Here is a 24,572-nt window from a genome sequence, read left to right as displayed (position 1 = left end):
TACGACGCGCTGACCGTGCTGACCGCCGTCGGCGCGGTCACCGAACGCCTCGAACTCGGCACCGGTTCGCTGATCCCGTTCCGCCATCCGCTGGTCACCGCGCTGATGGCGGGCACGATCACGCAACTGGTCGGACCGCGGCTCGTGCTCGGCTTCGGGGCGGGAACCTTCGACCACGAATTCGAGGTGATCGAATGGGGCGGGCGCGACCGCGTGGAACTGGTGCGCTCCAACGCCGAAATCCTCCGCCGCGTCTTCGCCGAGAACGACGTCTCCTACCGGGACGCGAACTTCGCCTTCGAGAACGTGACCATCGAACCGAAGCCGGCCGGCGGCGCGGTGCCGTTCTGGTACTGCGGTGCGACCCCCCGTTCGGCGCGGCTGGCCGTCGAGTTCTGCGACGGCTGGATGCCGGGCCGGATCTCGATGGACACGCTGGCCAAACGGGTGTCCACTATGGACGATCTGGCGGCCGCCGCGGGGCGGAAACGGCCCACCGTCGCGGTGATCCCGCCGACCTCGATCGAGCGCACCCGCGAGGAGGCGCTGCGGCAGGTGAACGTGCCGGGGCTGCTCGCGTGGGCGAACAAGGCCAAGTTCGCGGTGAAACCGCCGTCCGGCCGGTTCGAAACCGTCGAGGATCTCTCCGGTCAGCTGATCGCCGGCACTCCCGGGGACGCGATCGCCGAGATCGAACGGTTCGCGAGCGTGGGGGTCGAGCACCTGGTGTTCGACTTCCGCTTCAAGTTCGACCGCTGGTTCGAGCAGATCGAACTGCTCGGCGGCGACGTCATCGGAAACTTCCGGTAGGCCGCGGTGACCACGACCTCCGCCGACGTCGCGCTCTTGGCCGACGTCCGGAACGAAAGCACGGCCGTACCGGCGCGGATGCTGATCGGGGGAAACCTGGTCGAAGCCGGCGGAGGTCGTCGTTACGACGTCAGAGCACCGGCGGACGGCAAGGTGCTCGCTTCGGCCCCCGACGCGACCGGATCCGACGTCGAGTCCGCCATCGGCGCCCAGCTCCGGGCCGGGCCGGAGTGGGCGGCGCTGGCTCCGGCCGACCGGGCCGAGACGGTGCGGCGGCTGGCCGCCACGGCCGAACGGCACGCCGGCGAACTGGCGGCGCTGGACAGCCTGGACACCGGCGTGCCCCTGTGGATGACGCGGGCCGACGTCCGCACCGGGATCCAGCGGATGCGGATGTTCGCGGACTGGGCGCTGCGGCTGACCGGGGAGACCGTTCCCGCGAGCGGCACCCACCTCAGCTATACCGAGCAGGTGCCGTTCGGGGCGGTGGCCCGGATCATCGCCTACAACCATCCCGCGATGTTCGCGCTCTCGAAGGTCGCGGCACCGCTCGTGGCCGGAAACACGGTGATCCTGAAGCCTTCGGAGCTCACGCCGCTGTCCGCGCTCCGGCTCGGCGCGCTGTGGGCGGACTCGGTGCCGCCCGGCGTCTTCTCGGTCCTCAGCGGTGCCACGCCCGCACCGAGCATCCAGCTGGTCGAGGACCCGCGGGTGCGACGGATCGCGTTCACCGGCAGCCCGCGGACCGGGCGCGCGATCCAGCGGGCCGCGGCCGAACACGCGGTCAAGTCCGTTTCGCTGGAGCTCGGCGGGAAAAACGCCTTGGTGGTGCTGCCCGACGCCGATCTCGACGCGGTGGTGGCCGGCGCGGTCCGCGGGATGAACCTGGCGTTCGCCGGGCAGTCCTGCGGATCGACCTCGCGGCTGCTGGTGCCGCGGCGGCTGGCCGGAGGGCTGGTCGACGCGCTGGCCGCGGAGTTCGCCGCCGTCCGGCTCGGCCCGCCCGAACTGCCCGGAGCCGGAATGGGCCCGCTGATCACCCGGCAGCACCGCGACCGGGTGCTGGACCGGATCGCGCACTCCCGGTCCCGCGCGGCCCGGGTGGTGACCGGTGGCGGCGTGCCCGGGCGCCTCGCCGACGGGTTCTTCGCGGAGCCGACGCTGGTGCTGGAGCCCGATCCGGCCTCGGCGCTCGCGACCGAGGAGATCTTCGGCCCGGTGCTCACCGTCATCCCGGTCGAGGACACCGCGCAGGCCGTGACCGTCGCCAACTCCGTGCGGTTCGGCCTCAGCGCGAGCGTCTACGGCCGTGATCTCGCCAGGACGCTGGGGGTGGCCAGGCAGATGGAGGCGGGGTATGTGTGGGTCAACGACACCTCGACCCACTTTCCCGGCGTCCCGTTCGGCGGCCAGAAGGACTCCGGTGTCGGCCGCGAGGAATCCTTCGAGGAACTGCTGGGCTACACCCAGCCCCGGGCGACGAGCGTGCGCCGTGGGTGAGCCGGAGTACGGCTCCGACGTCGTCGCCGATCTACTGGCCGGACTGGGCATCGAGTACCTGGCCTGCAATCCCGGCGCGACCTTCCGCGGGCTGCACGACTCGCTGGTCAACTACCGGGCCGAGCCGCGCCTCGTCGAGTGCGCGCACGAGGAGATCGCCGTCGCCATCGCACACGGCTACGCCAAGGCGTCGGGCCGGATGATGGCCGTGGCGCTGCACGACGTCGTCGGCCTCCAGCACGCGTCCATGGCCGTCTACAACGCCTGGTGCGACCGGGTCCCGGTGCTGCTGCTCGGCGGCACCGGCCCGGTCGACGCGGCCCGGCGGCGGCCGTGGATCGACTGGATCCACACCGCGCTCCCGCAGGCCGCGCAGATCCGCGACTACACCAAGTGGGACGATCAGCCCGCCTCGATCGAGGCGGTCCCCGAATCCCTGGTGCGCGCGCACCGCATCGCGGCGGCGGCACCGGCCGGACCGGTGTACGTGTGCTTGGACAGCGACGTCCAGGAACAGCCGGTCGGCCCGGATTTCCGCTACCGGCCGGCGGCGGACTACGCGGTACCGCGGCCGCTCGTGCCCGAACCCGCCGCGATCACGACGGCGGTGGACTGGCTGGCCGAAGCCGTCCGGCCCGTGATCGCCGTCGAGTCCGTGGACTTCTCCGCGCAGGCGACGGCCGACCTGGCCGTCATCGCCGAGACGCTCGGCGCCGCCGTGGTCGAGCCGGCGCGGGACTACGGCCGGCCCGCCCTCTGCCTGCCCTTCGCCCACCCGATGAACGCGACCGGCGCGCTGGACGGTCTCGGCCCCGCGGACGTGGTGGTCTCGCTCGAAGTCCGGGACCTGGCGACCACCCCGGTCGCGATCGGGCCCGGCGCGCGGATCGCCCAGTTCGGCACCGCGCCGCTGGGCGCCCGGGCCTGGGCCGCGGACCTGCAGCGCATCCAGCACAGCGCGCTGACCGTGCACGCCTCGCCCGCCCCGACCCTGGCCGCCCTGCGCGCGGAGATCGAGCGCCGCGCGCTTCCGCGCGACGATCGCGCGGCGCGGCTCGCGGCCCACACCCGGGCGGCCCGGACACGCTGGGCCACCACCGCCCGGACCCCGGGTCCCGGCGGAGCGATCACCCAGGCCAACCTGGCCGCCGCCGTGTGGGCCGCCGTTCGCGAGCACGAACCGGTCCTCGCGAACGGGTCGCTGTCGGACTGGGCCCACCGCACGTGGGAGCTGAGCGCGCCGCGGGACTACCTCGGCAGTTCCGGCGGCGCGGGCCTCGGCTACGGACTGGGCGCCTCGATCGGCGCGGCGCTGGCCCACCGCGACGACGACCGGCTGGTGGTGGACCTGCAGTCCGACGGCGATCTGCTGATGACGCCGGGGGCACTGTGGACCGCGGCCCACGAGAAGCTGCCGCTGCTGATCGTGACCGACAACAACCGGGCCTACCAGAACTCGGTGCACCACGCGCGGATCGTCGCCGGCCACCGCGACCGCGATCCGGCCAACGCGGTGGCCGGGACCACCCTCACCGACCCCCCGGTCGACATCGCCGGGCTGGCCCGCTCACTGGGGGTGCGCGCACTGGGCCCGATCAGCCGGGCCGAGGACCTCGCCACCGCGCTCGGCGAAGCCGTCACCACCGTGATCCGCGAACGCCGGACCGTGCTCGTCGACGTCCTCACCGCCACCGGAACCTGAACCCGGTCCCCTTCCGCACCGGAACCACGGGAGAACAGAAATGTCCCCTTCGCCCTCGCCCGCCGGCCCCGCCGGCCCCGCCGGCCCCGCCGGCCCCGCCGACCCCGTAGCCCTCCGGCTGGCCGGGGTCTCGCTCACCTTCCCCGGCCGGGACGAGCCGGTCGTCGACGGCCTCGACCTCGACGTCCGCACCGGCGAGTTCCTCGCGGTGATCGGTCCCAGCGGCAGCGGGAAGACCACTCTGCTGCGGCTGGCGCACGGCCTGCTCCGGCCGGATCGCGGGCTCATCACCGCCGGCGCCGAGCACATCGTGAAACCCAGCACCAGCCGGGGTTTCGTGTTCCAGAGCGATTGCCTGCTGCCCTGGCGGCGGATCGTGGACAACGTCGCGTTCCCGCTCGAACTCGCCGGCGCCGCGCGCGCCGCGGCGCGGACGAAGGCGATGGAACTGCTGGAACTGACCGGGCTCGCCGCTTCCGCGAACCAGTACCCCGCCCAGCTTTCCGGGGGCATGCGCCAGCGGGTGAACCTCGCCCGTGCCCTCGCGATCGATCCCGAGGTGCTGCTCATGGACGAGCCGTTCGCCGCGCTCGACGCCCAGACCCGGGAAGTCCTGCAGACCGAGTTGCTCACGATCTGGGCCCGCGACCGCAAAACCGTCCTGTTCGTCACGCACCAGCTCGACGAGGCGGTGTTCCTCGCCGACCGCGTCGTGGTCCTGCAGCCCAACCCGGGCCGGGTCCGCGAGATCGTGCCGATCGCCCTGCCCCGGCCCCGTGCCCTCGAGATCAAGCGCACCGCCGAATTCAACGGGCTCGTCGACCGCCTGTGGCACCTGATCAAGTCCGACGTCCTCGCCGAACAGCTCATCTGAGCCGCTCCCCGCCCCGGAGGCTGCCATGCGACGCTCCACCCCGATCGCGACCCGCCTGCTCGCCCTGCTCGCCGTCCCGGCGGTGCTCGCCGGGTGTTCGCCNGTGTTCGCCGTCCCCGGGCGGCGAAGGCAAGACGACCCTGAACTTCTCCTACTCCAACGCCGTGCAGCAGACGGAGAAAGTCCCGCTCCACTTCGCGCTGGAGAACCTCAAATCCCAGGGCATCGCCACCACCGAGGCGTTCCACCAGTCCGGGGACGACGCGGTGCAGGCTGTCGTGCGCGGCGAGTCGGACTTCGGCACGGCGAACGCCAGCACCGTGTTCGCGGCCGTCCGCAAGGGGGTGCCGATCAAGGCGGTGATGACCGCCTACCGGCCGGCCTACCTCCTGGTCGCTCCCGCCTCCGTCGCCGATCCGGGCGGCCTCGGCGGCAAGCGGGTGGGGCTGCAGTCGAAGATCTCCTCCACCACGCTCTACACCAACCTCGCGCTCAAGGACTTCCCGGCCGCGAAGCCGCAGCTGCTGATCATTCCCGGCTCGGCGAACCGGGTCCAGGCGATGATCGCCGGCCAGCTCGACGCCTCGGTGGTGCAGTTCAGCGACTGGCTGACGCTGCGGAAGAAGGCCCCTGGCCAGTTCCACGTCATCTACGACGTGGCCGAACGCAACCCCGACATCATCGACTCGGTCATCTTCACCACGAGCCAGACCGCGGACTCGGCGCCGGAGTACGTGAAGAAGTTCCTCGCCGCGGTGCAGACGGAGTACGCGAGCACCTACCGGGACGCCGGCAAGCTCGCGGCCTCGATCGCGAGCACTGTGCCCAAGACCGATCCCGCCGCCGCCAAGGAGCTGGCCGAGGAGTCGCTCAAGGCGAAGATCTGGCCCGCGGACGGCGGATTCTCGCCCGTTGCCGTCAAGGCCACCCTCGACGCCCTGCGCACCTCGGGCATCCTCGACGCCGGCTCCCTGCCGGACGCGGACCAGTGCTGCCGGGCGGACCTGCTCACCGCCGGGATCGGGGGCTGAGGCGCATGGTGTCGTCATCGCGCACGCCGGCGGTGCTGGACCGGGAACGGACCCCCGCGACCCCGCCGGCCGAACCGGCCCGGCGGCGGGCGACGCGTCCGCGCGTGCTCGTCTGGACCTTCCGGCTCGCGATCCTGGCCGTCGCGCTGGGCGGATGGCAGTGGTACGGCGCGACCAGCGGCGGCGTCTTCGTGCCGTCGATGACCCAGACCCTCGCGCAACTGCCGGAGCTGGCCTCGTCGGGAGTGCTCGCCCCCGCGCTCTGGTCGAGCAACACCTCCCTGCTCGTCGGCTACCCCCTCTCGGCGGTCTTCGGCCTGGCCATCGGATTCCTCGTGGGACGGCGGCGAACGGCGGACCGCGCGCTCTCCTACTGGCTCGACGTCGCGATGGTCGTGCCGATCATCGCGACCGTGCCGGTGGTGATCGTCGCGCTGGGACTGACCTTCACCGCGCGGGTCGCGGTGGTCGTGCTGTTCGCGCTGCCGGTCATCGCGATGAACGCGCGCGCCGCGGTCCGGGTCCTCGACCCGCACCTGATCGAGATGGCCTGCGGCTTCGGCGCCACGAACCGGCAGGTCTGGACCGGCGTGATCCTCCCGGCGGCGGCCCCGCACCTGTTCACCGCGCTGCGGATCGGCCTCGGCCGGGCGATCTCCGGGATGGTCGTCGTCGAACTGACCCTGGTGCCGGTCGGCCTCGGCGGGCTGCTGCTGGACTACAAGTCCTCGTTCGCCGGTCCCTCGCTCTACGCCGTGACCCTGGTGATCATCGCCGAAGGGGTGCTGCTGGTGAGCCTGAGCCAGGCCGGGGAACGGTGGCTGATCCGCCGGATGCGGGGTGAGCGGCGATGAAGGCCCGGTCCAGGAGATTCCCCGGCATCCGGGCCGACGTGGCCAGCGGGGTGGCCGTGCTCGCCGCCTGGCAGATCGTGGCGGTCACGGTGCGGCCGCAGTGGCTGCCGGAACTGCCCGCGGTGCTGACGCAGGTGTGGGCGCTCGTGACCTCCGGCGCGCTCTCCGTGCTCGGCACGACCGCCGTGACGCTGCTGCTCGGCCTGCTGGTCACCTTCGTGCTCGCGGGCGCCGCCGCGGGCCTGATGGCGGCCGGGGACGTCGCGGAGCGGTCGCTGATGCCCTACGTCACCGGTTTCCTGTCGGTGCCGCACATCGCGCTCGTCCCGCTGTTCACCTTCCTGTGGGGCAACGGCGAACTGACCCGCGTGGTCACGACGGTCGCGTTCGCGGTGTCACCGGTGGCCCTCACCTGGACCAGCGCGCTGAAGCAGTCGCCGCGCGAGCTGGTCGAGATGGCCGCGTCCTTCGGCGCCGGGCCCAGTGCGGTCGCCCGCCACGTGCGGCTGCCCGCGGCGGCGGCGCCGCTGGTGGCCGGTGTCCGGATCGGCGTGGTGCAAGGCATCAAGGGCACGGTCAGCGCGGAGATCCTGATCGGCATCGTCGGCGTCGGAAAGCTCGTCACGACCGCGTCCCAGACCTTCGACATCGCCCGGCTGTACGCGATCGTCCTGGTGATCATCGCCTTGTCGATCGTGTTCTACCTGCTGCTCAACTTCGTGGAGGACCGGATGACCAGGTGGACCTCGTGACCGCGCCGCAGCCGTGGGACCGGTACCTCACCGCGCGGGACCACCGGGTGCGGGAGCTGGCCGGGCTCGGCCGCCGCCAGGGCCTCGGCCGGCGTCCCGCGCTTCTCGTCATCGACGTGACCACCAACTTCTGCGGCGAGAAGCGCGAGCCCCTGCTCGATTCGATCCGCCGCTGGCGCAACAGCTGCGGCGAAGCCGCCTGGGACGCCGTCGACCGGATCGCCGGCCTGCTCGCGCTCGCCAGGACGCTGGAGGTGCCCGTGCTGTATTCGGCAGGACTGGACACCGGCGGCAACCCGGTCCTGTCCGGCCGCTGGCGGGACAAGAACAGCCGGCGGGACGAGGACTCGGATCCCGGCCGCGCGGGCGGCCACGACATCGTCGCGCCGATCGCCCCGCGACCGGGCGAGATCGTCGTGCGCAAGACGAAGCCGAGCGTCTTCCACGGCACGCCGCTGGCCTCGTTCCTCGTCGATCTCGGCGTCGACTCGCTGGTCGTGTGCGGCGGCTCGACCAGCGGGTGCGTCCGCGCGACCGTGGTCGACGCCTTCTCCGCCAACTACCGGGTGACCGTCGCCGGGGACGCCTGCTTCGACCGCTTCGATGCCTCGCACGCGATGACGCTGTTCGACCTCGACCAGAAATACGCGGACGTGACGACCGCGGCGCGAGCGGGCGAAGCCCTGCAGTCCCTCCACGGCGGGGCCCCGGCCGATGACTGAGCTGCCCGGCGGGTCCTCGGCGGCCCTGGAGGAGCTGGCCCAGCGCATGCGCGGCCAGTACCGGACGGTGGGGGAGACGGTGCTTCAGGTGCTGCGCCAGAGCATCCTCAACGGGGTCTTCGAGCCTGGAGAACACCTCCGCCAGGAGGAGCTGTCCCGGCACATCGGCGTCTCGCGGATCCCGGTGCGCACCGCACTGATGCGACTGGAGGCCGAAGGGCTGGTCACCGTGCAGCCGCACCGCGGCGCCACGGTGCGCACGCTCACCGCGGAACGGATCCACGAGATCTACCGCCTGCGCCTGCTGCTGGAGACCCACGCGTTGCGCGCGGCGGCGAAATCCCTTTCGCCCGGGGAAAAAACCGTGCTGGTGGCCGAGGCCCGGCGGCTTGACCAGGCTCACGAGGGCGCGGATTTCCTCGACGAACGAATCGCCTTCTACCGGCGTCTCTACGACGCCGGAGGGAATCCCGTGACCATCGGGGTCATCGAACAGCTGCGGGTCTCGCTGGGACGGCACCGGCTCGGCATCCGCTTGGTCGTCACGGACTTCAGCCACGAGGCGCTCGCGCAGGCGGTGCGCCGGGACGACGTGGACACGGCCGAACGGATGCTGCGCGAGCACCTGATCCAGGTCCGCGACGGCATGGTCGCGACGGCACTGCCGCCGCGGGAAACGACGAGAGGGAGCAGGCAAAAGTGAAAATCGGCTACAAGGCATCGGCGGAGCAGTTCGGCCCGCGCGACCTCGTCGAGTACGCGGTCCGCGCGGAGGAACTGGGGCTCGACAGCGTGTGGGTGTCCGACCATTTCCTCCCGTGGCGCCACCGGGGCGGGCACGCGCCCTCGGCGCTGACCTGGATGGCGGCCGTCGGCGAGCGCACCCGCCGGGTCCTGATCGGCACCAGCGTGACCACCCCGACCTTCCGCTACCACCCGGCGGTCATGGCGCAGACCTTCGCGACGCTCGCCCTGCTCACCGGGAACCGCGTCGTCCTCGGCGTGGGCACGGGCGAAGCGCTCAACGAGATCGCGGTGTCCGGCAGGCAGTGGCCCGGGTTCAAGGAGCGGTTCGCGCGCCTGCGCGAGGCCGTCCGCCTGATGCGGGCGCTCTGGACCGAGGACGAGGTCTCGTTCGAGGGGGAGTACTACACGCTCGTCGGCGCGAAGATCTACGACCGGCCCGGCACCCCCGTCCCGGTGTACATCGCGGCCGGCGGCCCGGTGGTCGCCAAGTACGCCGGCCGCGAGGGCGACGGGTTCATCTGCACCTCGGGCAAGGGCATGGAGCTCTACACCGGCAAGCTGATGCCCGCGGTGGCCGAGGGCGCGGCCGGTGCGGGCAAGGATCCGGCGACGGTCGGCCGCACCATCGAAATCAAGCTCGCCTACGACCGCGATCCCGCCGCGGCGCTGGAAAGCACCCGGTTCTGGGCGCCTCTTTCGCTCAGCGCGGAGCAGAAGCACACCGTCGGGTCCGCGGCGGAGATGGAGCGGCTGGCCGACGAGCTGCCGCTCGATCAGGTCGCCCGGCGCTGGATCGTGGCCTCCGGCCCGGACGAGGCCCTCGCCGGGATCAAACCCTATCTCGACGCCGGGTTCGACCACCTGGTGTTCCACGGTCCCGGGCACGACCAGGACCGTTTCCTCGCCCAGTTCACCGAGGACGTCGTGCCGCGGCTGCGCGAACTCGGCTGAACGGCAGTGCCCCGCGCCGGCTCCGGGTTTCGGATCCAGGATCCCGCCGGTTACGCTGCTCGACGTGACCCGTCCCGCCGCCGCGCGGCTGCCCGCCCCGTCGCTGAACGATATCGTGGACCGCTTGTCGGGCGGCTACAAGTCCGTCGGCGAGCTGGTCTACACCATCCTCCGGGAGGCGATCCTCTCCGGCGCCCTCGCGCCGGGCGAGAAGCTCCGGCAGGAGGCGATCGCCGAGACGATCGGCGTCTCCCGGATTCCCGTCCGCAGCGCGCTGATGCAGCTGGAGGCCGAAGGTCTGGTCACGGTCGTGCCGCACCGCGGCGCGATGGTCACGATGCTGAGCGCGGCCAAGGTCCGGGAGACCTTCGCGATCCGCTCGCTGCTCGAAAGCCAGGCCATCAAACTCGCGATCAAATCCCTGACCCCGCAGCGCGCGCGGCAACTGGCCGAACTCGCCGACCGGCTCGACGACCCCGGGCGGACCGGCGATTTCCTCACCGAACGGGTGGCCTTCTACCGGCTGCTCTACGCCGCGGACGAGAACCCGGTGCTGGTCGACCTGATCGAGCAGCTGCGCAGCAGCGTCGGGCGCGACCTGCTGGGCCTGCGGGTGCGCGACCACGACCACCGCCACCGCGGCCTGGTCGATCTCGTCGTGGCGAAGGATCTTCCCGGTGCGCGTCGGTGGATCAAGTCCCACCTCGACACCGTGTGCACGGCTCTGCTCGCCGAACTCAAGCCCGGCTGAGCGACCGCGGCGTAGTGGCGGCCCTCCGCGGGGCCTGTCCCGGCAGGACGGACGCGGTCCTCGGCCAGCCAGACCAGCTGGCGCGCTCCACAACCCCGCGGTCGGTCCCGCGCTCGCGCTCGTGCACGACGACCCCGGAAGACCCTGGACCGTGGAGGCGCTCGCGCACGCCGTCGCCGTCCCGCGTGCCCGGTTCGGCCGCCGGTTCACGTCGACGACCGAGCACACCCCGATGGAGTGCCTCGGCATCTGGCGGATGACCGTGGCCGCCCGCCTGCTGCGCGAGGGCCGAGCGCCCCTGCGGCAGATCGCCCGAAAGGTCGGTTACGAGGCGGAATTCGCGTCCGCCCGTGCCTTCAAACGGGTCGCCGGGCACGCTCCCGGTCGCTATCGCGCGATGCATTGCCGCGATGAGGGCACCGCTGATCCGCGGCGATGACTCGTGGCGTTTTGCCGGAGCGGCTGCTTTGCCATCAGATCCCGCCCGGCGGCACTTCAACTGGCCAGGGTCAGCGGCCGCCGGGAGCGGCAGCGGGACACCGGCGAAAGCCCTCTCGGGGAATGCCGCGTCCTTCACGGCCGGGCAAGCCTTTCGTGCCGGCCCTGGCCTGGGGCAGGCGCACATCGCACCGCGCCCGAGACGCCAGCTTAAGTGTCCTGGTGCGCTGCTGATCGCCAGTGTCGTATGCCGGAGGAGTTCGCGAGCGTGCTTGCTTATTCGCTTGGCAGGGCGACGCGCGGTCACATCCGCGGTTCCACCTGTAGCCAGAGCTAGCCGGGTCGCTTCGGCAGCGTCCTTGCCGGCCGCTCGTCCAGTTGCTGTCGGATCCGGCGGCTGTCGTCGACGAGCCGCCAACCGCGGTCGGTGAGCTGGGCGCGCCGACTCGGCTGCCGGCGGGGTCCGACACCCCGTGGGGCGCAGCCGGGCCGCTCCAGTTCGAAAAGGTGCTTCGAAGCTGCCTGCCGGGTGATGCCGAGAAGGTCGGAGACCGTGGGCACCCGGTCGATCAGGTGCTGGACCACGTACCCGTGGGAGTTGAGCACGCCGGTGATCGCGCGTGACGCAGGCCTTCCCCGCGGCGACGAACTCGTCGCGCACAGCGCCCAGTTCGCCGAGACCTCCGACGGCCGGCCAAGATGTATAACGTCCTATACGTCACCGTGGGAAAGCGTCGCGATCTCCGTCGCCGCCAGCCGCTCGGCGCTCACCACTACCTCATACGCCTGGAGCAACCCCCCGCGAACCTCGATCCTGAGCACCCCCGCCAGCCGTCCGGCCGGAGCGAGCACCAGCCCGGCATCCCCGTCGATCAGCGCGAGTTCGGCCAGCCGCGCGTTCGCCGCGAACAGTTTCGTCCCCTGCGCGACCTCGTCCGCCCCGCGCAACACCGCAGCAGCCCCGGGCGGCAGCATCGCCGGATCGGTGTGCCGGACGACATCCGGAGCCAGCACGGTCAGCAACGTCGCCATGTCCCCGCCGCGGGCCGCCGACAAGAACGCTGTCACCACTTCCCGGTGCTCAGCCAGTTCCGCGACCGGCACGGCCGGTTCCCCGCGTACCCGCGACCGCGCGCGGCTGGCGAGTTTCTTGGCGGTCGCGGGCGTCCGGTCGAGGATCGGGCCGACCGCGTCGAACGGCACCGCGAACAGGTCGTGCAGCACGAATGCCACTCGTTCGGGCGGGGCCAGCCGGTCCAGGACCACCAGCAGCGCGCGGCCGACCTCGCCGGCCAGCAGGATCTCGTCCTCGGGAACAGCGCCGCCGGCGGCGTCGGGTACCGCGGAGACCGGCGTTTCGCGGCGGGCGCGCAGGGCGTCCAGGCAGAGCCGGGACACCGCAGTCGTGAGCCAGCCGCCGAGGTTATCGACGCCGGACGTGCGATTCAGCCGCAGCCACGATTCCTGCACGACGTCCTCGGCCTCGGCCGCGGAACCCAGCATGCGGTAGGCCAGCGCGTGCAGCCGCGGGCGTTCGTCCTCGAAGCGCCGCGCGTGTGCGTCGTCCATCGGTCACCTTTTCCCGTCTCGATCCGTCATGGGAGTGCCGGCCCGAGGACCAAGGACGAGAAGAGGAACCGGATGACTGTCATGCTAGCGCCTCTGCTGCACGTCGATTCGAGCGCCGATCGCGAGGCGTCGGCAAGCAGGCAGCTGGGCACGCTGTTCGCCGACGAGTGGCGGAGAAGCGGCGGGACCGTGCGGCACCGCGACGTGTCCGCCGAACCGGTGCCGCCGCTGCGCGAGGCGTACGCGCGGCTCGGCCGCCGGGTGGAACGCAAGGGGGCGCTGTCGCTGGACGACATCGCGGCGCTGATCGCGGACGACGACGAACAGCGCGAGTGGGACCTGACCCGGCCGCTGGTGAACGAGGTGCGGGAAGCCCGCGCCGTGCTGCTCGGGGTGCCGATGTACAACTTCGGCGTGCCCGCGACGCTCAAGGCGTGGATCGACCGGATCAGCTTTCCGGGCGTCTTCGCCGACCCGGCGACTGGCCGGAAACTGCTGGCGGACAAGGACTTCGTGATCGTCAACGCCCGCGGCGGCGGATACGGCCCCGGCACGCCGCGCGAGACGTTCGAGTTCCAGGAGTCGTATCTGCGCGCCTATCTCGGCGACAAAGGCGTGGAGCGGCTGACGTTCGTGTCCCAGGAGTTCACCCGGGTCGGCGACGTCCCGGCGCTGGACGGGCTCGGGGACCTGGCCGCCGCGTCGCGCGAGGCGGCCAGGTCCCGGGTCGTCGAGCTGGCGCGGGCTATCCGGTGAGGTCGGAGCACTTCCGCGCGTCCGGATCCTTCGCGCCGCCGGGCGACCATCGCACGTTCGCGAACGACGCGGAGAACGGGCCGTCGGTGTAGACGAGGAACGGCGTGTCGATGCGTTCGAAGTCCAGCCCGCTCGCGAAGCAGGACAACGGGATCTTGACCGTCGACTTCTGTCCGGCGGGCAGGTCGCCGAACAGCTTCGTCGCGTTGACCTCCGACGAGCACGGGTAGACGCAGTGCAGGCTCACGACCGTCCGGTTCGCCGGCGGCGAATGCACGATCACGTCGAACTCGAGCGCGCCGTCGGCGTTGGGGTATCCGCGCAGGTCGTCAGTGCCGCCGGGGTGCTGCGAGTACAGCTGTGCCGCGCCGGTGCCGGTCCACGTCGCTTTCAGGCCGTCGCCCTGGACGTTGACGTCGGCCGGCGCCACGGTGATCTCCGGATGCGAAGCGGTGCCGTCCGGGCCGATTTCGGTGCCGCCCCAGTTCGACGCCGAGCCGATGAAGCTCTTGTACGGCGCGACGTCCGTGCGGTCGTGGATCGGCAGGTCCTCGGTGGCGGTACCGCCTCCGTCGGTCGCCCCGCAGCGGGCCGGGCCTTCGGCCTCGTCGAGTTCGCCGACGGTGGTCCGCTGGTTCGAGGTGAGCCCGTAGCCGAGCTTGAACAGCGGGTCGTAGCCGGGACTCCACGGGTTGAGCGGCGTCTGGCAGGCGCTCTTCGGCCACGAATAGGACAGCTTGCCGCGGTATCCGCCGTGGTCCTTGCCGCGCACCAGCATGTCGGCGACGCCGCCGCCTTCGGTGCCGGGCAGCCAAGCGGCGACGAACGCGTCGGAACGGTTGAGTTCCTTGTTGACGTACAGCGGGCGGCCGCTGACGTACACCGTCACCACCGGAGTTCCCTTGCCGCTCACTTTGTCCAGCAGCGCAAGGTCTTCCGGATACAGCTTCGCGGCTTCGAGGCTCTTACGTTGCAGATCGCCGACGCCTTCGGCGTACGGAGTCTCGCCGACAACTGCGACGACGGCGTCGTAACCCTTCGGATCGGCGGTGCCAGTGGGGTCGAAGGTGACGTTGGCGAGATCCTCCTTGAGCCCGGCGAGGATCGAGGTCGCGCCGGGGAAGTCCGCGTTGGTGTTCCCGGTGCCCTGCCAGGTCAGCGTCCAGCCGCCGGTCTGGTTCGAGATGCTGTCCGCGCTCTTGCNACCACGAGCACCTTCGCCTTGCGCGCCAGGGGAAGCACGTTGCCGTTGTTCTTCAGCAGGGTCTGCGACTTGCGCACCGCTTCGCGCGCGAGTGCCTTGTCCGTCAGCGCGTCCGGCGAACCGGCGTACCAACGCTGCGAAGGTTTGCGCTCCTCGAACAGCCCGGCACGCATCTTGACCCGCAGGATCCGGGTGACCGCGTCGTCGATCCGGGACATCGGGATCTCGCCGCCGCGCACCTGCGCGACCGTGTTGGCGATGAAGGCTTTCCAGTCGTTGGGGACCATCACGACGTCGATGCCCGCGTTGATCGCGCGCGGGCAGCTGGAGTTGGTGCAGCCGGTCACCTGGCCGATGCCGTTCCAGTCCGACACGACCAGTCCGTCGAAGCCCATCTTGCCCTTGAGGATCTGGTCGAGGACCTTGTCGCTGCCGTGGATCTTGCCCTCGTTGATGCCGAGGTCCGGGTTGGTCCAGCTGTTGAACGACGCCATGACCGTCTGCGCGCCCGCGGCGAGCGCGCCGTAATACCCCTGGCCGTGCAGGTTGATCAGGTCCGCTTCGGACGAGGCGTTGACGCCCTGGTCCTGGCCGTCGGTCGTGCCGCCGTCGCCGATGAAGTGCTTGGCGGTGCCGATCACGCCGTTCGGCCCGATGCGCAGCCGCGCGCCGGCTTGCAGACCGTTCATGGCCTCGTAGCCGTAGGCGCGGGTGATGCGCGGGTCCTCGGAGAAGCCTTCGTAGGTGCGGCCCCAGCGGTCGTCCTGCACGACGGCGAGAGTCGGCGCGAAGGCCCAGTCCTGGCCGGTCGCCCGGATCTGCCGTGCGGTGGAGTTCTCGACATCGCGCACCAGGCACGGGTCGTGCGCCGCGCCGAGCGCGATGTTCTGCGGGAACACAGTGGAGCCGTACACATTGTTGTTCCCGTGCACGGCATCTATGCCCCAAATCACCGGAATCTTTGTCCTCGTGGCCCTGGCCGCGTCCCAATAGGAATCCGCGAGCTTCAGCCAGTCCTGCTGGCCGGCGTGCTTGTTCCCGCCCGGCCACGAGCCGCCGCCGTTGAGCACCGACCCGATCGAGTACCGGGTCACCTCGGCCGGCGTGATCGCGGCGATCTCGGGCTGGGTCATCTGCCCGACTTTCTCCTCCAGCGACATGCCGGAGACGAGCTGTGTGATCTGCCGTTCGTCGACCGGGTTCTTCGGCATCGCGCTGCGCACCTTCGGCCAGTCCGGCAGCGTGGGCAGCGAGTTTTCGACGCGGGCGCAACCGTTCTGGTCGAGCGCGGGACGGCCGATCTCCGGCTGGCGCGGGGGAGCGGCGGCCTGAGCGGCTTGGGCGGGGACGAGCCCGCCAAGCAGGACGAGCGCGGCGAGCGCGACCCGGTTCCGGGCGCGCGGGGAACGTGGAGGTCTGGCCATCGACAGTCCGTTCTGCGGAGGGCGGCCCGGAGCGGGCCCGGTGATCCTGACCGGGCAAACCGGACTCCGTCAATCCGCCGACCGCAGTGGTTCAGTCCATTAACCGGACAAGAAACACGACATCCGCCCGGTGCGGGGACGGGGATAGATTGATCTCCTACGCACTGAATTCACGGGAGGACAAAGCGGATGCGCAAGGAAAAGCCAGACGTTCCGGCCGCTGACGGGACCGCGGACGCGTACTTGGCCGTGCCGGACGGCGGGCCGCATCCCGGGGTGCTGCTCTTCCCGGACGCGTTCGGGCTGCGGCCGCGGATCGAGGAGATGGCCGACCGCGTCGCCGAGCGGGGCTACGCCGTGCTGGCGCCGAACCTGCTCTACCGCGGCGGCCGGACGCCGCTGGTGGACTTCGCCGCGCTGGAGGACCCGGAGCGGCGCGGCGAGGTCTTCGGCAAGCTGATGCCGCTGATCGAGGCCCTGGACACCGAGGCGATGACCCGCGACGCGGAGAAGTACCTCGACTGGTTCGCCGCGCAGGACGGCGTCGCCGAAGGCCCGGTCGTGATCACCGGCTACTGCATGGGCGGCACGAACGCGCTGCGCGTGATCGAGGCGTTCCCGGACCGGGTCAAGGCGATCGCGTCGTTCCACGGCGGACGTCTCGCGACCGACCAGCCGGACAGCCCGCACCTGCGGGTCGGCTCGATCACCGGCGAGGTGTACTTCGGGCACGCCGACCAGGACCCGTCGGCCACCGCCGAGCAGATCAGGACGCTGGAAGACGCCCTCGACGAGGCCGGGGTGACCTACCGGTCGGAGGTCTACGAGGGCGCGGGCCACGGTTACACCATGTCGGACACGGCCGCGTATCACGAGGAGGCCGAGAAGCGGCACTGGGAGAACCTGTTCGCGCTCCTGGAGCGGGTGCGCTGACCTGCGAAAACCCGGGGGTCGGCACGCGGGACGCGCTCGCGGCCGGGCCCTGCGCGCGGAATCGGCGGCGGCCGTTTACGCTGGCCGCATGGCCGAAGGTGCGCTGTGCCGCGAACCGGTGGAGCTGACCGGGCGCGAGCGCTCGGTCCTGCGGAGCGTCGCGGTCCGCGGGACGGAGCCCGAGCTGTTCTGCGAGCTGGAGGCCGGGCACGGCCACGAGCACGCGACCCCGGTCGGCGGACGCGGCGAGGAGCCGCTGATGTGGCTGCGCTGGTGGCCCGGCCGCCGCGTGCTGGAGACCCGCGCGTGCTGCGGCGCGGAGTCCGACGACGGCGTTTTCTGCCGGGTGCCCGGCGGGCACGAGGGCAGCCACAGCTACGAGCTGGCCGAGCCCGGACAGGCCTGGCCGCTGGCCGGCGCTGGCCTGTCCGCCGGCCGCCGGTAAAGTCGCCCGACATGCGCGAAGGCTTCCAGGACGACCTGAAACAGCTCGACGGGCGTCTGGCGGCGATGGCCGAGGCGGCGGCGGAGGCGATGCGCCGGGCCACCCGGGCGCTGCTGACCATGGACCTGCCGCTGGCCGAGCAGGTGCTCAGCGGCGACGCCGATCTCGACGACGAGCGCGCCACCTGCGAGGACGAGGCGTATTCGCTGCTCGCCCTGCAAGCCCCGGTGGCCGGCGACCTGCGCGCCGTGCTGGCCGCGGTGTACTGCGCGGAGAAGCTTGAGCGGATGGGCGACCTCGCCGCGCACATCGCGGGCACCGCGCGCCGCGGCCACCCGGAGCCGACCGTTCCCGCCGACCTCGAGCCGGTGTTCGCCGAACTCGGCGAGGTCACCTCGGCGATGGCGGAACGGCTCGCCGACCTCGTGCACGGAGAGGCCCGCGGCGGCTATGCCGAACTGAGCCGCGCCGACGAGCGCGTGGACGAGCTGCACGCCCGCGTGATGGCGACTGTGACCGCTTCGGGCTGGACGCAGGACCAGCGGATCGCGGTCGCGCTGAGCCTGCTCACGCGTTTCTACGAGCGTTTCGCCGACCAGGCGGTGTCGGTCGCGAAGCGCCTGGAGTTCGCCGCGACGGGCGATCTCCCGGGCTGACCTCCGGCGGCGGACCGGCCTGCGCCTGGTTCGACGGACGCGGCGGCGGCGAACCCGCGGTGCGGCCTTGCGGCGGACCGGCCGGACGCGGCTGCGGGGAGCGCGCCGGACGGGCTGGCGGCTGCGCGGGCGGACGGCCCGGGTTCGGCGGCGGCGCGTCGGCGGGACGGGGCTGGGGTTCCGCGGTGCGCATCGGCTGCGAATTCTGCCGCGGGCGTGCCGGACGGGGCTGGGGCTCGGCGGTGCGGAGCGGTTGCGAACTCTGCCTCCGCGGCGGCGGACCGCCTGCGGCCCGGCCGTCCGGCTGCGGGTTCCGCGGACGGACCGGGCGGCCGCTGGCGTCCCGAGGCGCTGAGTCGGCGGGACGAACCGGCCGCGGCCCACGCGGCGGCAGAGAACCGGCGGGCGCGTCCTCGGCGCGAACCGGCGCGGCTCCGCGAGGCCGCCGCGGCTTCTCCTCGGCCGGAGCAAGCACAGTCGTAGCCGCCGCACCTCCCGGCGCGGCACCCAGCAGCCCGAACGGCACCTTCCCCGCGAACCGCCGCACGAGCCCGGCAGCCGGACCCAGCGCGTACCGCTGCGACAGCAACGCCATTCCGGCCCCGAGCGCGAGCCCGATCAGCACGTCGTGCGGATAGTGCGCGCCCACGAACACCCGCGAGAAGCCCATCGTCGCCGCGAAGGCCGTGAGCCACGGCGCGCTCTTGCGCCAAGCGAAAGCCCCGCCGAGTGCGACGGCGGCCGCGATGGTGGAGTGGTTGCTCGGGAACGACCAGTCGCCCGGCGGCGGGCAGGCGCCGACGATCGCCTCCGGCGGGAGTCCACGGCAGGGCCGCTGCTCGTGGACGAACGCTTTGATGATCTCGCTGAGCACGTAGGCGACCACTGTGGCCGCCGGGACGAGCAGCGCCGCGGCCATCCGCTCGGGCGAGCCGGTCCCGCGCGCCCGCCACCAGAGCCAGGCGAAGAACGGGGCCACGAGGACCAGGCCGTAGTGCGTGTACGCCAGCACGAGAGACTGCACCCAGCCCGGCATCGCCAGGCCGAAATGGGTGATCGCGTCGTACGTCTCGCTGCTGGACGCTCCGGCCGTGGTCGCCATACAACCCCTCTCCGGTCCGCCGGTTCGCCTGGCGGCCATCTCGCGTTCACCCGAAGGTCACGAGCGTACCGAGCGGCGGAGAGGAGTCCGCGACGCCCCGCGAGTCCGCGGGGACTCGCCGGAACGGGTCAGGAGTCGGTGGTGTGCTTGCAGGTCACCGGCTTGCCGGGGCCGGGAGCGCTCGCCTTGGCGAGTTCCTTCGTCTTGTCCAGCAGGATCCGGCAGCGCAGCGTCGCGGCGGTCGAGGGCGTGGCGGTGACCGAGGCGTCCTGTCCGGCGCTGACCACGACGTCCTGTTTCCACGGCAGCCCGAGCGGGCCGGTGAGCTGGTGCGCCGCGACCTTGTCCTCGTAGCGGTTGCCGGACTCGCCGTAGGTGACGCCGGTGGCCGTGGTCTGCTGGTCGGAGGTGACCTCGTAGGTGATCGCCCACGACTTGCCGGTCGGGTTGGAGCACGCGGCCAGGCCGGCGAGCGCGACAGCGGCGCAGGTAGCGGAGAGTGCCTTCTTGATCACGCTGGGACTGTACCGGAGCCCGTCCTCCGCAGCCCGGCGAGGAACGTCCGCGCGGCCGGTTCCTCCCGCGCGGCCTGGGCGAGGATGCCGAACTGCAGCATGGTGACCACGAGCGACGTCCCGCCCGCGGACACCAGCGGCAGCGTCACTCCGGTCACCGGCAGTGCGCCCGCCACGTAGCCGATGTTGATCAGCGCCTGCGCCACCAGCAGCAGGGTGGTCGCCCCGGCGACCAGCCGCACCCACGGATCGGCGACCCGCGCCGCGGTGCGCAGGCCGATCACCGCGAGGCAGCCGAACAGCCCCAGCACCACGAGACAGCCGGCGAACCCGAGTTCCTCGCCGACGAGCGCGAAGACGAAGTCGTTCTGGACATCCGGGAGGTAGCTCCACTTCGCCGCGCCGCGGCCGAGCCCGACTCCGAACCACCCGCCGTCGGCGAGGGCGTACTGCGCCTGCTGCGCCTGGTAGCCGTTGCCGCTCGCGTCGGGATTCGGCGAAAGAAAAGAAAGGATGCGCGCGAGACGATAACTGGCGAAGGGGGCGAGCACGACGATTCCGGCGACCCCGCCGGCGAGAACGGCGGCGAACAACCGCTTCGGCGCGTCGGCGAACCACAGCAGGCCCAAGGTGATCAGCGCGAGCGTGACCGTGCCGCTGAGATTCGGCTGGGCCAGCAGCAGCGCGCACAACGCGAGCGTCACCGGGATCAGCGGCACCAGCAGATGCCGCCAATGGTGCAGCACCTTCTGTTTCGACACCAGCAGATGCGCGCCCCAGAACACGAGGGCGACCTTCGCGATTTCCACGGGCTGCAAGGTGAACGGCCCGGCCGGCAGCCAGCGTTGCGCGCCGCCGTGGTCGGAACCCAGCGGGGTCAGCACCAGAAGCAGCAGCACGACAGCGGCGGCGAGGGCCGGGGTGGCGGCCTTGCGCAGCCGGGAAAACGGGATGCGCAGGCCGAGCACGAAGGCGGCCGAGCCGAGTGCGACGAACGTCAAATGCCGGAAAAAGGCTTGGTACACCCCGGTTCCGGCGGCCGGGTCGGCCGCGGCGGCCGAGGACGACAGCGCCATCACCGCGCCGAGCAGCGTCAGCAGCGCCCAAATCGCGACGATGATCCGGAACGACGCGAGCGGATGCGCGAAGAACTGCCCGATTGCGTGCCGTGCGGGTTTGCTGTCCCGTTCGGTTGGCGACTCCACAGGGGAAGAGTGTGTGCTGTTTTCGCTTCGCGGTGGCTGACCGACTCGCCCGTGCGCGGGATTTTCTCGGCGGCGCGGTGGCGTCGCAGGTGCTCGGGTGAGATGTCACAGACGACGGGCCCGCCGCTCCGGCCTGGGCGGGCAGGTCTCACCGGGTTGCCTCGCGGGCGGCGTCGCCTGCCGGGCGGAACCCGCGCACCGGGCAGCCTGGCCGCCGCCGGGAGATCCCGAGCGCGGAAATTACCGCTCGGATTTCTGATTGGCCTCGTCGACCTCGGCCATGTGCTCTTCCGCCCAGGTGCGCAATACCGCGAGCGCGGATTCCAGCGACGTGCCCAGGCCGGTGAGCCGGTAATGCACCCGCGGCGGCACCGTGTCCTCGACCCGCCGCGTGACGAGGCCGTCCCGGACGAGGCTTTGCAGCGTCACCGAGAGCATTTTCTGCGACACCCCGGGGATGCGGCGGCGAAGATCGGCGAACCGCACCTCGTCCGGCGCGGCCTCGGCGAGGATCTTGACCGTCATCGAGGTCCACTTCGTCCCTATCCGGTCGAGCAGCCGCCGCGTCGGGCAGGCCGGGTCGAACAGATCGCCGCGGGCGGAGGGGGTCACCTCGGGCTCACCACCTGTCTGGAAAGTGCCGTCTTGGCGGCACCCCTGGAGTTACCTACCGTGTGCTGGTAACCAATGGTAACCACGGGAGGTCCGATGAACGCGGTGCGGCAGGTCGAAGCGAACGGGGTCCGGCTGGCCATCGCCGTCGCCGGGAGCGGTCCGGCGCTGGTGCTGCTGCACGGATTCCCGCACACCTGGCAGCTGTGGAGCAAGGTCGTCCCGACGCTCGCCGAGCGGTACCGGGTGCTCGCGCCGGACCTTCGCGGGCTGGGCGCGAGCAGCCGTCCGGAGACCGGCTTCGACGCTGGGACGATCGCCGCGGACATCGCGGGCCTGCTCGACGTGCTGGAGGAGCCGGATGCCGAGGTGGTGGCCATCGATCTGGCGGTGTCGAGTGCGTTGCTGCTGGCGTTGCGGCAGCCGGAGCGAGTACGCCGCCTGGTGCTGATGGAGTCGCTGCCCTGGGGGTTCCCGGCCAGCCCGCCGTGGTGGTTCGGCTTCCACGCGGTGCCGGGACTGGCCGAGACTGTCCTCAACGGACACGAGGCGGAGTACGTCGGCTGGTTCCTCGACCAGGGCACGCTCGGCCGCGGCGTTCCGGAGGAGATCCAAGCGGCCTTCGCCGGGGCGTATACCGGCACCGACGCGCTCCGTTGCGCCTTCGAGTACTACCGGGCGATGCCGGAAAGCGCCCGGCAGCTGACCGAAGCGGCGGAGAAGCGGCTGACCGTCCCGACGATGGCGATCGGCGCGAACCCCGTGGGCGACGCGCTGGAGCGGCAACTGCGCCCGATCGCCGACGACCTGACCGGCCACGTGCTGCCGGACTGCGGGCACCTGATCCCGCTGGACCGTCCGCGCGAGTTCCTCGATCTCCTGCTGCCGTTCCTGTCCCGGGAGATACTGGCCGGGTGTCGTTGACGTCCGAGCTGGCTGACCCGCGCGGGAAGCTCGCGCGCTGGTGCGCCCGGGTCTTCACCGGCACGACCGCGGCCGCGCGCCGGATCGAGGAGGCGACGAACGGCGTCCGCCCGATCCGCCCGGCGCTCGCGCGGCCGCCGCGGCAGCACTGGGCCGAGATCGGCGGTGCGTTCGGCCAGCGGATCGCGGACCTCGTGCAGCCCGCGCCGCCGTACTACGCGCTGCTCGGCATGGTGCGGGCGCAGTGGGGCAGCGGCCCGTGGGCGCACGCGCAAGCCGCCGGGTACCCGACGCACGACGAGCTTCCGCCGGAGTACCGGGCGCGGGCGCTCGGCATCCGCCCGGCGGCGGCGACCTGGCTCGACCTCGGCGACGGGCTGCCGGACGACGGGGCGATCCCGGGCGCCGAGGAGCTGTGGGGCGAATTGCTGGGACGGGCTCGCCGCTACCAGGCGCGCCACGCTCCGCCCGGCGCGCTCGGCGGACCGGGCGCGGAAGCCGGACTGGCACGGACGAACTGGGTGCTGTCGGCGTGCGAGGACATCTACCGCTCCGGCCGCATCGACCCCCGGCTCGCCCGGGTCGTCGACGGCGGCGGCACGATCGCGGAGCTGCGCGCGCTGCCCGCCGACGCACAGGTGACCGAGTTGGCGGAACTCGCGAAACGCTTGCACGACAACGGTGCGCTGTGGGAACTGCGGCGGCTCGGCGGTACTCCGCCGGAAGGCCGCCCGCTCGGGATCGCCGGGCCGACCATCGTGCCCGGCTGGGCGGACGGCGACCTCCTGCTCGGGAAGCTCGACCCCGAAGCGGGGATCGCCGAGGGCACGCTGCTGGACGTGAAGACCGTGCTGACCGCCGGCGATCCGGACCGGGCCGGGCGCTGGCTGTGGCAGATCCTGCTGTACGCCTGGCTCGACGTCGCCGACCTGTACCGGATCCGGGAGGTCGGGCTGCTGCTCGGGCGGCACGGCACGCTGGTCTGCTGGCCGGTCGGCGAGCTGGCCGCGGACCTGCTCGGCGGGGACGGCCTGGTCGATCAGCGCCGCGACGAGTTCAGGGATATCGCGCGCGGGCTGCTCGACGCGGCCGGGCTGAGCTTGGCCGACGGCTGAACCGCGGGCTTCTTCCCCGCGCCGCGGCCGGCGAAGCACACCGCGCCGAGCACGATCACGCAGCCGGCGAGCTGCAGCGCGCCCGGCCGTTCGCTCAGCAGCAGGACGCCGAAGGCGACCGCGCCGACCGGCTGCAGCAGCATCATCGTCGCGCCGGTCGAGGCCGCCAGCCGGGGCAGCGCCCCGGCGATCAGCAGCCACCCGATGACCTGGCCGACGAGGGCCAGTGCGGCGAACCAGCCGAGCGAGGGCAGGCTCGGCGCCAGGTCGAGGCGGCCGGACGGCAGTCCGAGCACGACGGAGACGAAGCCCGCCGACACGGTGGCCAGCGACAGCGAGCGGACCTGCGTCGCCGGGGTGCTGCTGAGCCGGAGCAACAGCAGGTACCCCGAGTAGCCCGCTCCGGCGGCGAGCGCGAAAACCATGCCCAGCACCGGGTTCGAGCCGGTCATCGACGAACCGAACACGCCGCCGGCGAGCACGATGCCCCCGACGAGCGTCGGCGCGACGAACTTGAACCGCGGGTCCGGCCGCTCCCTGAGGAAGACGAACGCCAGCAGCGGCACGATCACCACCTGTACCGAAAGCAGCATGGTCGCGACGCCCGCGCCGACGCGCGGAATCGCCTCGCCCCACAGGACGAAGTCGAGACCGAGGCCGAGCCCGGCCAGCAACGGCAGCAGGATCTTCGCGCGCACGCGGGTCCGCCGCGCCTCGCTGAAGGCCAGGATCGCGAGCAGCGGCAGCGCGAGGGCGCAGCGCCAGAACGCGCTGGTCGCCCCGCTGGCCCCGGAAACCTTGATGAGCACCGAGGTCAGCGCGATGCAGAGGCAGCCCGCCGCGGCCAGCAGCCGGGGGTCGGCGCGGCCGGTGAGCGCGGCGATCGGGCCGGCGGCGGGCAACGGGGCGGATTCGCTGGTCATGCCCTCAATGGTGGGGGCGCTAACTATCAAGGACAAGTGAATGTTCCTGCGGGAAAT

The 24,572-nt window shown here is 71.9% G+C and carries 24 protein-coding genes and 1 pseudogene; 18 read left to right on the top strand and 7 right to left on the bottom strand.

What is annotated here, in order from left to right:
* From A4R44_RS39300 to A4R44_RS39245, 12 genes are all read left to right on the top strand, one after another.
* Nucleotides 1–810, top strand: an 810-nt coding sequence (locus A4R44_RS39300; protein WP_198545627.1) for an LLM class flavin-dependent oxidoreductase, incomplete at its 5' end; no start/stop codon positions are given.
* 6 nt (nt 811–816) lie between these two features.
* On the top strand, nt 817–2,310 hold the full coding sequence (locus tag A4R44_RS39295) for an aldehyde dehydrogenase family protein (RefSeq protein ID WP_093575213.1): 1,494 nt from the start codon (nt 817–819) through the stop codon (nt 2,308–2,310).
* Nucleotides 2,303–4,012, top strand: a complete 1,710-nt coding sequence (locus A4R44_RS39290; RefSeq protein ID WP_067592773.1) for a thiamine pyrophosphate-binding protein — start codon at nt 2,303–2,305, stop codon at nt 4,010–4,012. Before A4R44_RS39295 ends, A4R44_RS39290 begins: the two co-directional genes overlap by 8 nt.
* Before the next feature lie 40 nt (nt 4,013–4,052).
* Nucleotides 4,053–4,886, top strand: a complete 834-nt coding sequence (locus tag A4R44_RS39285; RefSeq protein WP_095213892.1) for an ABC transporter ATP-binding protein — start codon at nt 4,053–4,055, stop codon at nt 4,884–4,886.
* 164 nt (nt 4,887–5,050) lie between these two features.
* Nucleotides 5,051–5,917: an ABC transporter substrate-binding protein gene (locus A4R44_RS39280; RefSeq protein WP_067592769.1), complete on the top strand. Its 867-nt coding sequence runs from the start codon at nt 5,051–5,053 to the stop codon at nt 5,915–5,917.
* A 5-nt stretch (nt 5,918–5,922) separates the two neighbouring features.
* Entirely contained in the window at nt 5,923–6,771 is an 849-nt protein-coding gene (locus tag A4R44_RS39275; RefSeq protein WP_095213891.1) for an ABC transporter permease, read from the top strand.
* Nucleotides 6,768–7,523 carry an ABC transporter permease gene (locus A4R44_RS39270; RefSeq protein ID WP_093575218.1) on the top strand — a complete coding sequence of 252 codons (756 nt, stop codon included), beginning with the start codon at nt 6,768–6,770 and terminating at the stop codon, nt 7,521–7,523. Before A4R44_RS39275 ends, A4R44_RS39270 begins: the two co-directional genes overlap by 4 nt.
* Entirely contained in the window at nt 7,520–8,245 is a 726-nt protein-coding gene (locus tag A4R44_RS39265) for an isochorismatase family protein (protein WP_067592823.1), read from the top strand. Before A4R44_RS39270 ends, A4R44_RS39265 begins: the two co-directional genes overlap by 4 nt.
* The gene (locus A4R44_RS39260) at nt 8,238–8,948 is read left to right on the top strand and encodes a GntR family transcriptional regulator (RefSeq protein WP_067592763.1); all 711 of its coding nucleotides are present in this window, start codon (nt 8,238–8,240) and stop codon (nt 8,946–8,948) included. The genes A4R44_RS39265 and A4R44_RS39260 overlap by 8 nt, the downstream gene beginning before the upstream one ends.
* Entirely contained in the window at nt 8,945–9,943 is a 999-nt protein-coding gene (fgd, locus tag A4R44_RS39255) for a glucose-6-phosphate dehydrogenase (coenzyme-F420) (RefSeq protein WP_067592760.1), read from the top strand. Before A4R44_RS39260 ends, fgd begins: the two co-directional genes overlap by 4 nt.
* 64 nt (nt 9,944–10,007) lie before the next feature.
* The gene (locus tag A4R44_RS49695) at nt 10,008–10,694 is read left to right on the top strand and encodes a GntR family transcriptional regulator (protein WP_161269560.1); all 687 of its coding nucleotides are present in this window, start codon (nt 10,008–10,010) and stop codon (nt 10,692–10,694) included.
* A gap of 121 nt (nt 10,695–10,815) precedes the next feature.
* Entirely contained in the window at nt 10,816–11,133 is a 318-nt protein-coding gene (locus A4R44_RS39245) for a helix-turn-helix transcriptional regulator (RefSeq protein ID WP_232791972.1), read from the top strand.
* Between the two features lie 710 nt (nt 11,134–11,843).
* On the opposite strand, the gene A4R44_RS39235 is transcribed toward A4R44_RS39245, so the two are convergent.
* The gene (locus A4R44_RS39235) at nt 11,844–12,701 is read right to left on the bottom strand and encodes a sigma-70 family RNA polymerase sigma factor (protein ID WP_067592754.1); all 858 of its coding nucleotides are present in this window, start codon (nt 12,699–12,701) and stop codon (nt 11,844–11,846) included.
* A 72-nt stretch (nt 12,702–12,773) separates the two neighbouring features.
* Here A4R44_RS39235 and A4R44_RS39230 point away from each other — a divergent pair, with 72 nt between their 5' ends.
* Entirely contained in the window at nt 12,774–13,457 is a 684-nt protein-coding gene (locus A4R44_RS39230; RefSeq protein WP_232791971.1) for an FMN-dependent NADH-azoreductase, read from the top strand.
* Here the strand turns inward: A4R44_RS39230 and A4R44_RS39225 are convergent.
* Nucleotides 13,447–16,085, bottom strand: a pseudogene (locus A4R44_RS39225) (glycoside hydrolase family 3 N-terminal domain-containing protein). The gene A4R44_RS39230 and the pseudogene A4R44_RS39225 sit on opposite strands and share 11 nt — an antisense overlap.
* Before the next feature lie 189 nt (nt 16,086–16,274).
* Between A4R44_RS39225 and A4R44_RS39220 the strand changes: the two are divergent.
* The 3 genes from A4R44_RS39220 to A4R44_RS39210 all read left to right on the top strand — a co-directional run bounded on the left by A4R44_RS39220 (nt 16,275) and on the right by A4R44_RS39210 (nt 18,119).
* Nucleotides 16,275–17,018 (top strand): dienelactone hydrolase family protein, encoded by a 744-nt coding sequence (locus tag A4R44_RS39220; RefSeq protein WP_067592751.1) that lies wholly within the window; start codon nt 16,275–16,277, stop codon nt 17,016–17,018.
* An 88-nt stretch (nt 17,019–17,106) separates the two neighbouring features.
* Nucleotides 17,107–17,463, top strand: a complete 357-nt coding sequence (locus tag A4R44_RS39215; protein WP_067592746.1) for a hypothetical protein — start codon at nt 17,107–17,109, stop codon at nt 17,461–17,463.
* Nucleotides 17,464–17,474: 11 nt separating this feature from the next.
* Entirely contained in the window at nt 17,475–18,119 is a 645-nt protein-coding gene (locus A4R44_RS39210) for a PhoU domain-containing protein (protein WP_067592743.1), read from the top strand.
* Here the strand turns inward: A4R44_RS39210 and A4R44_RS39205 are convergent.
* From A4R44_RS39205 to A4R44_RS39190, 4 genes are all read right to left on the bottom strand, one after another.
* Nucleotides 18,031–19,221: a phosphatase PAP2 family protein gene (locus A4R44_RS39205; RefSeq protein WP_067592740.1), complete on the bottom strand. Its 1,191-nt coding sequence runs from the start codon at nt 19,219–19,221 to the stop codon at nt 18,031–18,033. The genes A4R44_RS39210 and A4R44_RS39205 overlap by 89 nt on opposite strands.
* A 128-nt stretch (nt 19,222–19,349) precedes the next feature.
* Nucleotides 19,350–19,736, bottom strand: a complete 387-nt coding sequence (locus A4R44_RS39200) for a hypothetical protein (protein WP_067592737.1) — start codon at nt 19,734–19,736, stop codon at nt 19,350–19,352.
* Complete coding sequence (gene ftsW, locus A4R44_RS39195; RefSeq protein ID WP_067592734.1) at nt 19,733–20,941, bottom strand: putative lipid II flippase FtsW; 1,209 nt, start codon at nt 20,939–20,941, stop codon at nt 19,733–19,735. Before ftsW ends, A4R44_RS39200 begins: the two co-directional genes overlap by 4 nt.
* A 240-nt stretch (nt 20,942–21,181) precedes the next feature.
* Nucleotides 21,182–21,553: a helix-turn-helix domain-containing protein gene (locus A4R44_RS39190; RefSeq protein WP_067592731.1), complete on the bottom strand. Its 372-nt coding sequence runs from the start codon at nt 21,551–21,553 to the stop codon at nt 21,182–21,184.
* Nucleotides 21,554–21,649: 96 nt separating this feature from the next.
* Here A4R44_RS39190 and A4R44_RS39185 point away from each other — a divergent pair, with 96 nt between their 5' ends.
* On the top strand, nt 21,650–22,477 hold the full coding sequence (locus tag A4R44_RS39185; RefSeq protein WP_095213888.1) for an alpha/beta fold hydrolase: 828 nt from the start codon (nt 21,650–21,652) through the stop codon (nt 22,475–22,477).
* Nucleotides 22,468–23,592, top strand: a complete 1,125-nt coding sequence (locus A4R44_RS39180) for a hypothetical protein (RefSeq protein WP_067592725.1) — start codon at nt 22,468–22,470, stop codon at nt 23,590–23,592. Before A4R44_RS39185 ends, A4R44_RS39180 begins: the two co-directional genes overlap by 10 nt.
* Here the strand turns inward: A4R44_RS39180 and A4R44_RS39175 are convergent.
* Nucleotides 23,517–24,515, bottom strand: a complete 999-nt coding sequence (locus tag A4R44_RS39175) for a DMT family transporter (protein WP_067592722.1) — start codon at nt 24,513–24,515, stop codon at nt 23,517–23,519. The genes A4R44_RS39180 and A4R44_RS39175 overlap by 76 nt on opposite strands.
* Nucleotides 24,516–24,572 lie beyond the last annotated feature (57 nt).

Origin of the sequence: Amycolatopsis sp. M39, from assembly GCF_001651785.1 — a bacterium.
Lineage (GTDB): Bacteria > Actinomycetota > Actinomycetes > Mycobacteriales > Pseudonocardiaceae > Amycolatopsis > Amycolatopsis rubida.
Note: the sequence above shows the minus strand (reverse complement) of the source record. Positions and strands in the feature narration are given on the sequence as shown.

Bases quoted from the DNA above. Each gene is read 5' to 3' on its own strand.
- A4R44_RS39285 (WP_095213892.1), top strand. From the start codon at position 4,053: ATGTCCCCTTCGCCCTCGCCCGCCGGCCCCGCCGGCCCCGCCGGCCCC.
- A4R44_RS39275 (WP_095213891.1), top strand. From the start codon at position 5,923: ATGGTGTCGTCATCGCGCACGCCGGCGGTGCTGGACCGGGAACGGACC.
- A4R44_RS39270 (WP_093575218.1), top strand. From the start codon at position 6,768: ATGAAGGCCCGGTCCAGGAGATTCCCCGGCATCCGGGCCGACGTGGCC.
- A4R44_RS39260 (WP_067592763.1), top strand. From the start codon at position 8,238: ATGACTGAGCTGCCCGGCGGGTCCTCGGCGGCCCTGGAGGAGCTGGCC.
- A4R44_RS39235 (WP_067592754.1), bottom strand. From the start codon at position 12,701: ATGGACGACGCACACGCGCGGCGCTTCGAGGACGAACGCCCGCGGCTG.
- A4R44_RS39230 (WP_232791971.1), top strand. From the start codon at position 12,774: ATGACTGTCATGCTAGCGCCTCTGCTGCACGTCGATTCGAGCGCCGAT.
- A4R44_RS39220 (WP_067592751.1), top strand. From the start codon at position 16,275: ATGCGCAAGGAAAAGCCAGACGTTCCGGCCGCTGACGGGACCGCGGAC.
- A4R44_RS39215 (WP_067592746.1), top strand. From the start codon at position 17,107: ATGGCCGAAGGTGCGCTGTGCCGCGAACCGGTGGAGCTGACCGGGCGC.
- A4R44_RS39210 (WP_067592743.1), top strand. From the start codon at position 17,475: ATGCGCGAAGGCTTCCAGGACGACCTGAAACAGCTCGACGGGCGTCTG.
- A4R44_RS39205 (WP_067592740.1), bottom strand. From the start codon at position 19,221: ATGGCGACCACGGCCGGAGCGTCCAGCAGCGAGACGTACGACGCGATC.
- A4R44_RS39185 (WP_095213888.1), top strand. From the start codon at position 21,650: ATGAACGCGGTGCGGCAGGTCGAAGCGAACGGGGTCCGGCTGGCCATC.
- A4R44_RS39175 (WP_067592722.1), bottom strand. From the start codon at position 24,515: ATGACCAGCGAATCCGCCCCGTTGCCCGCCGCCGGCCCGATCGCCGCG.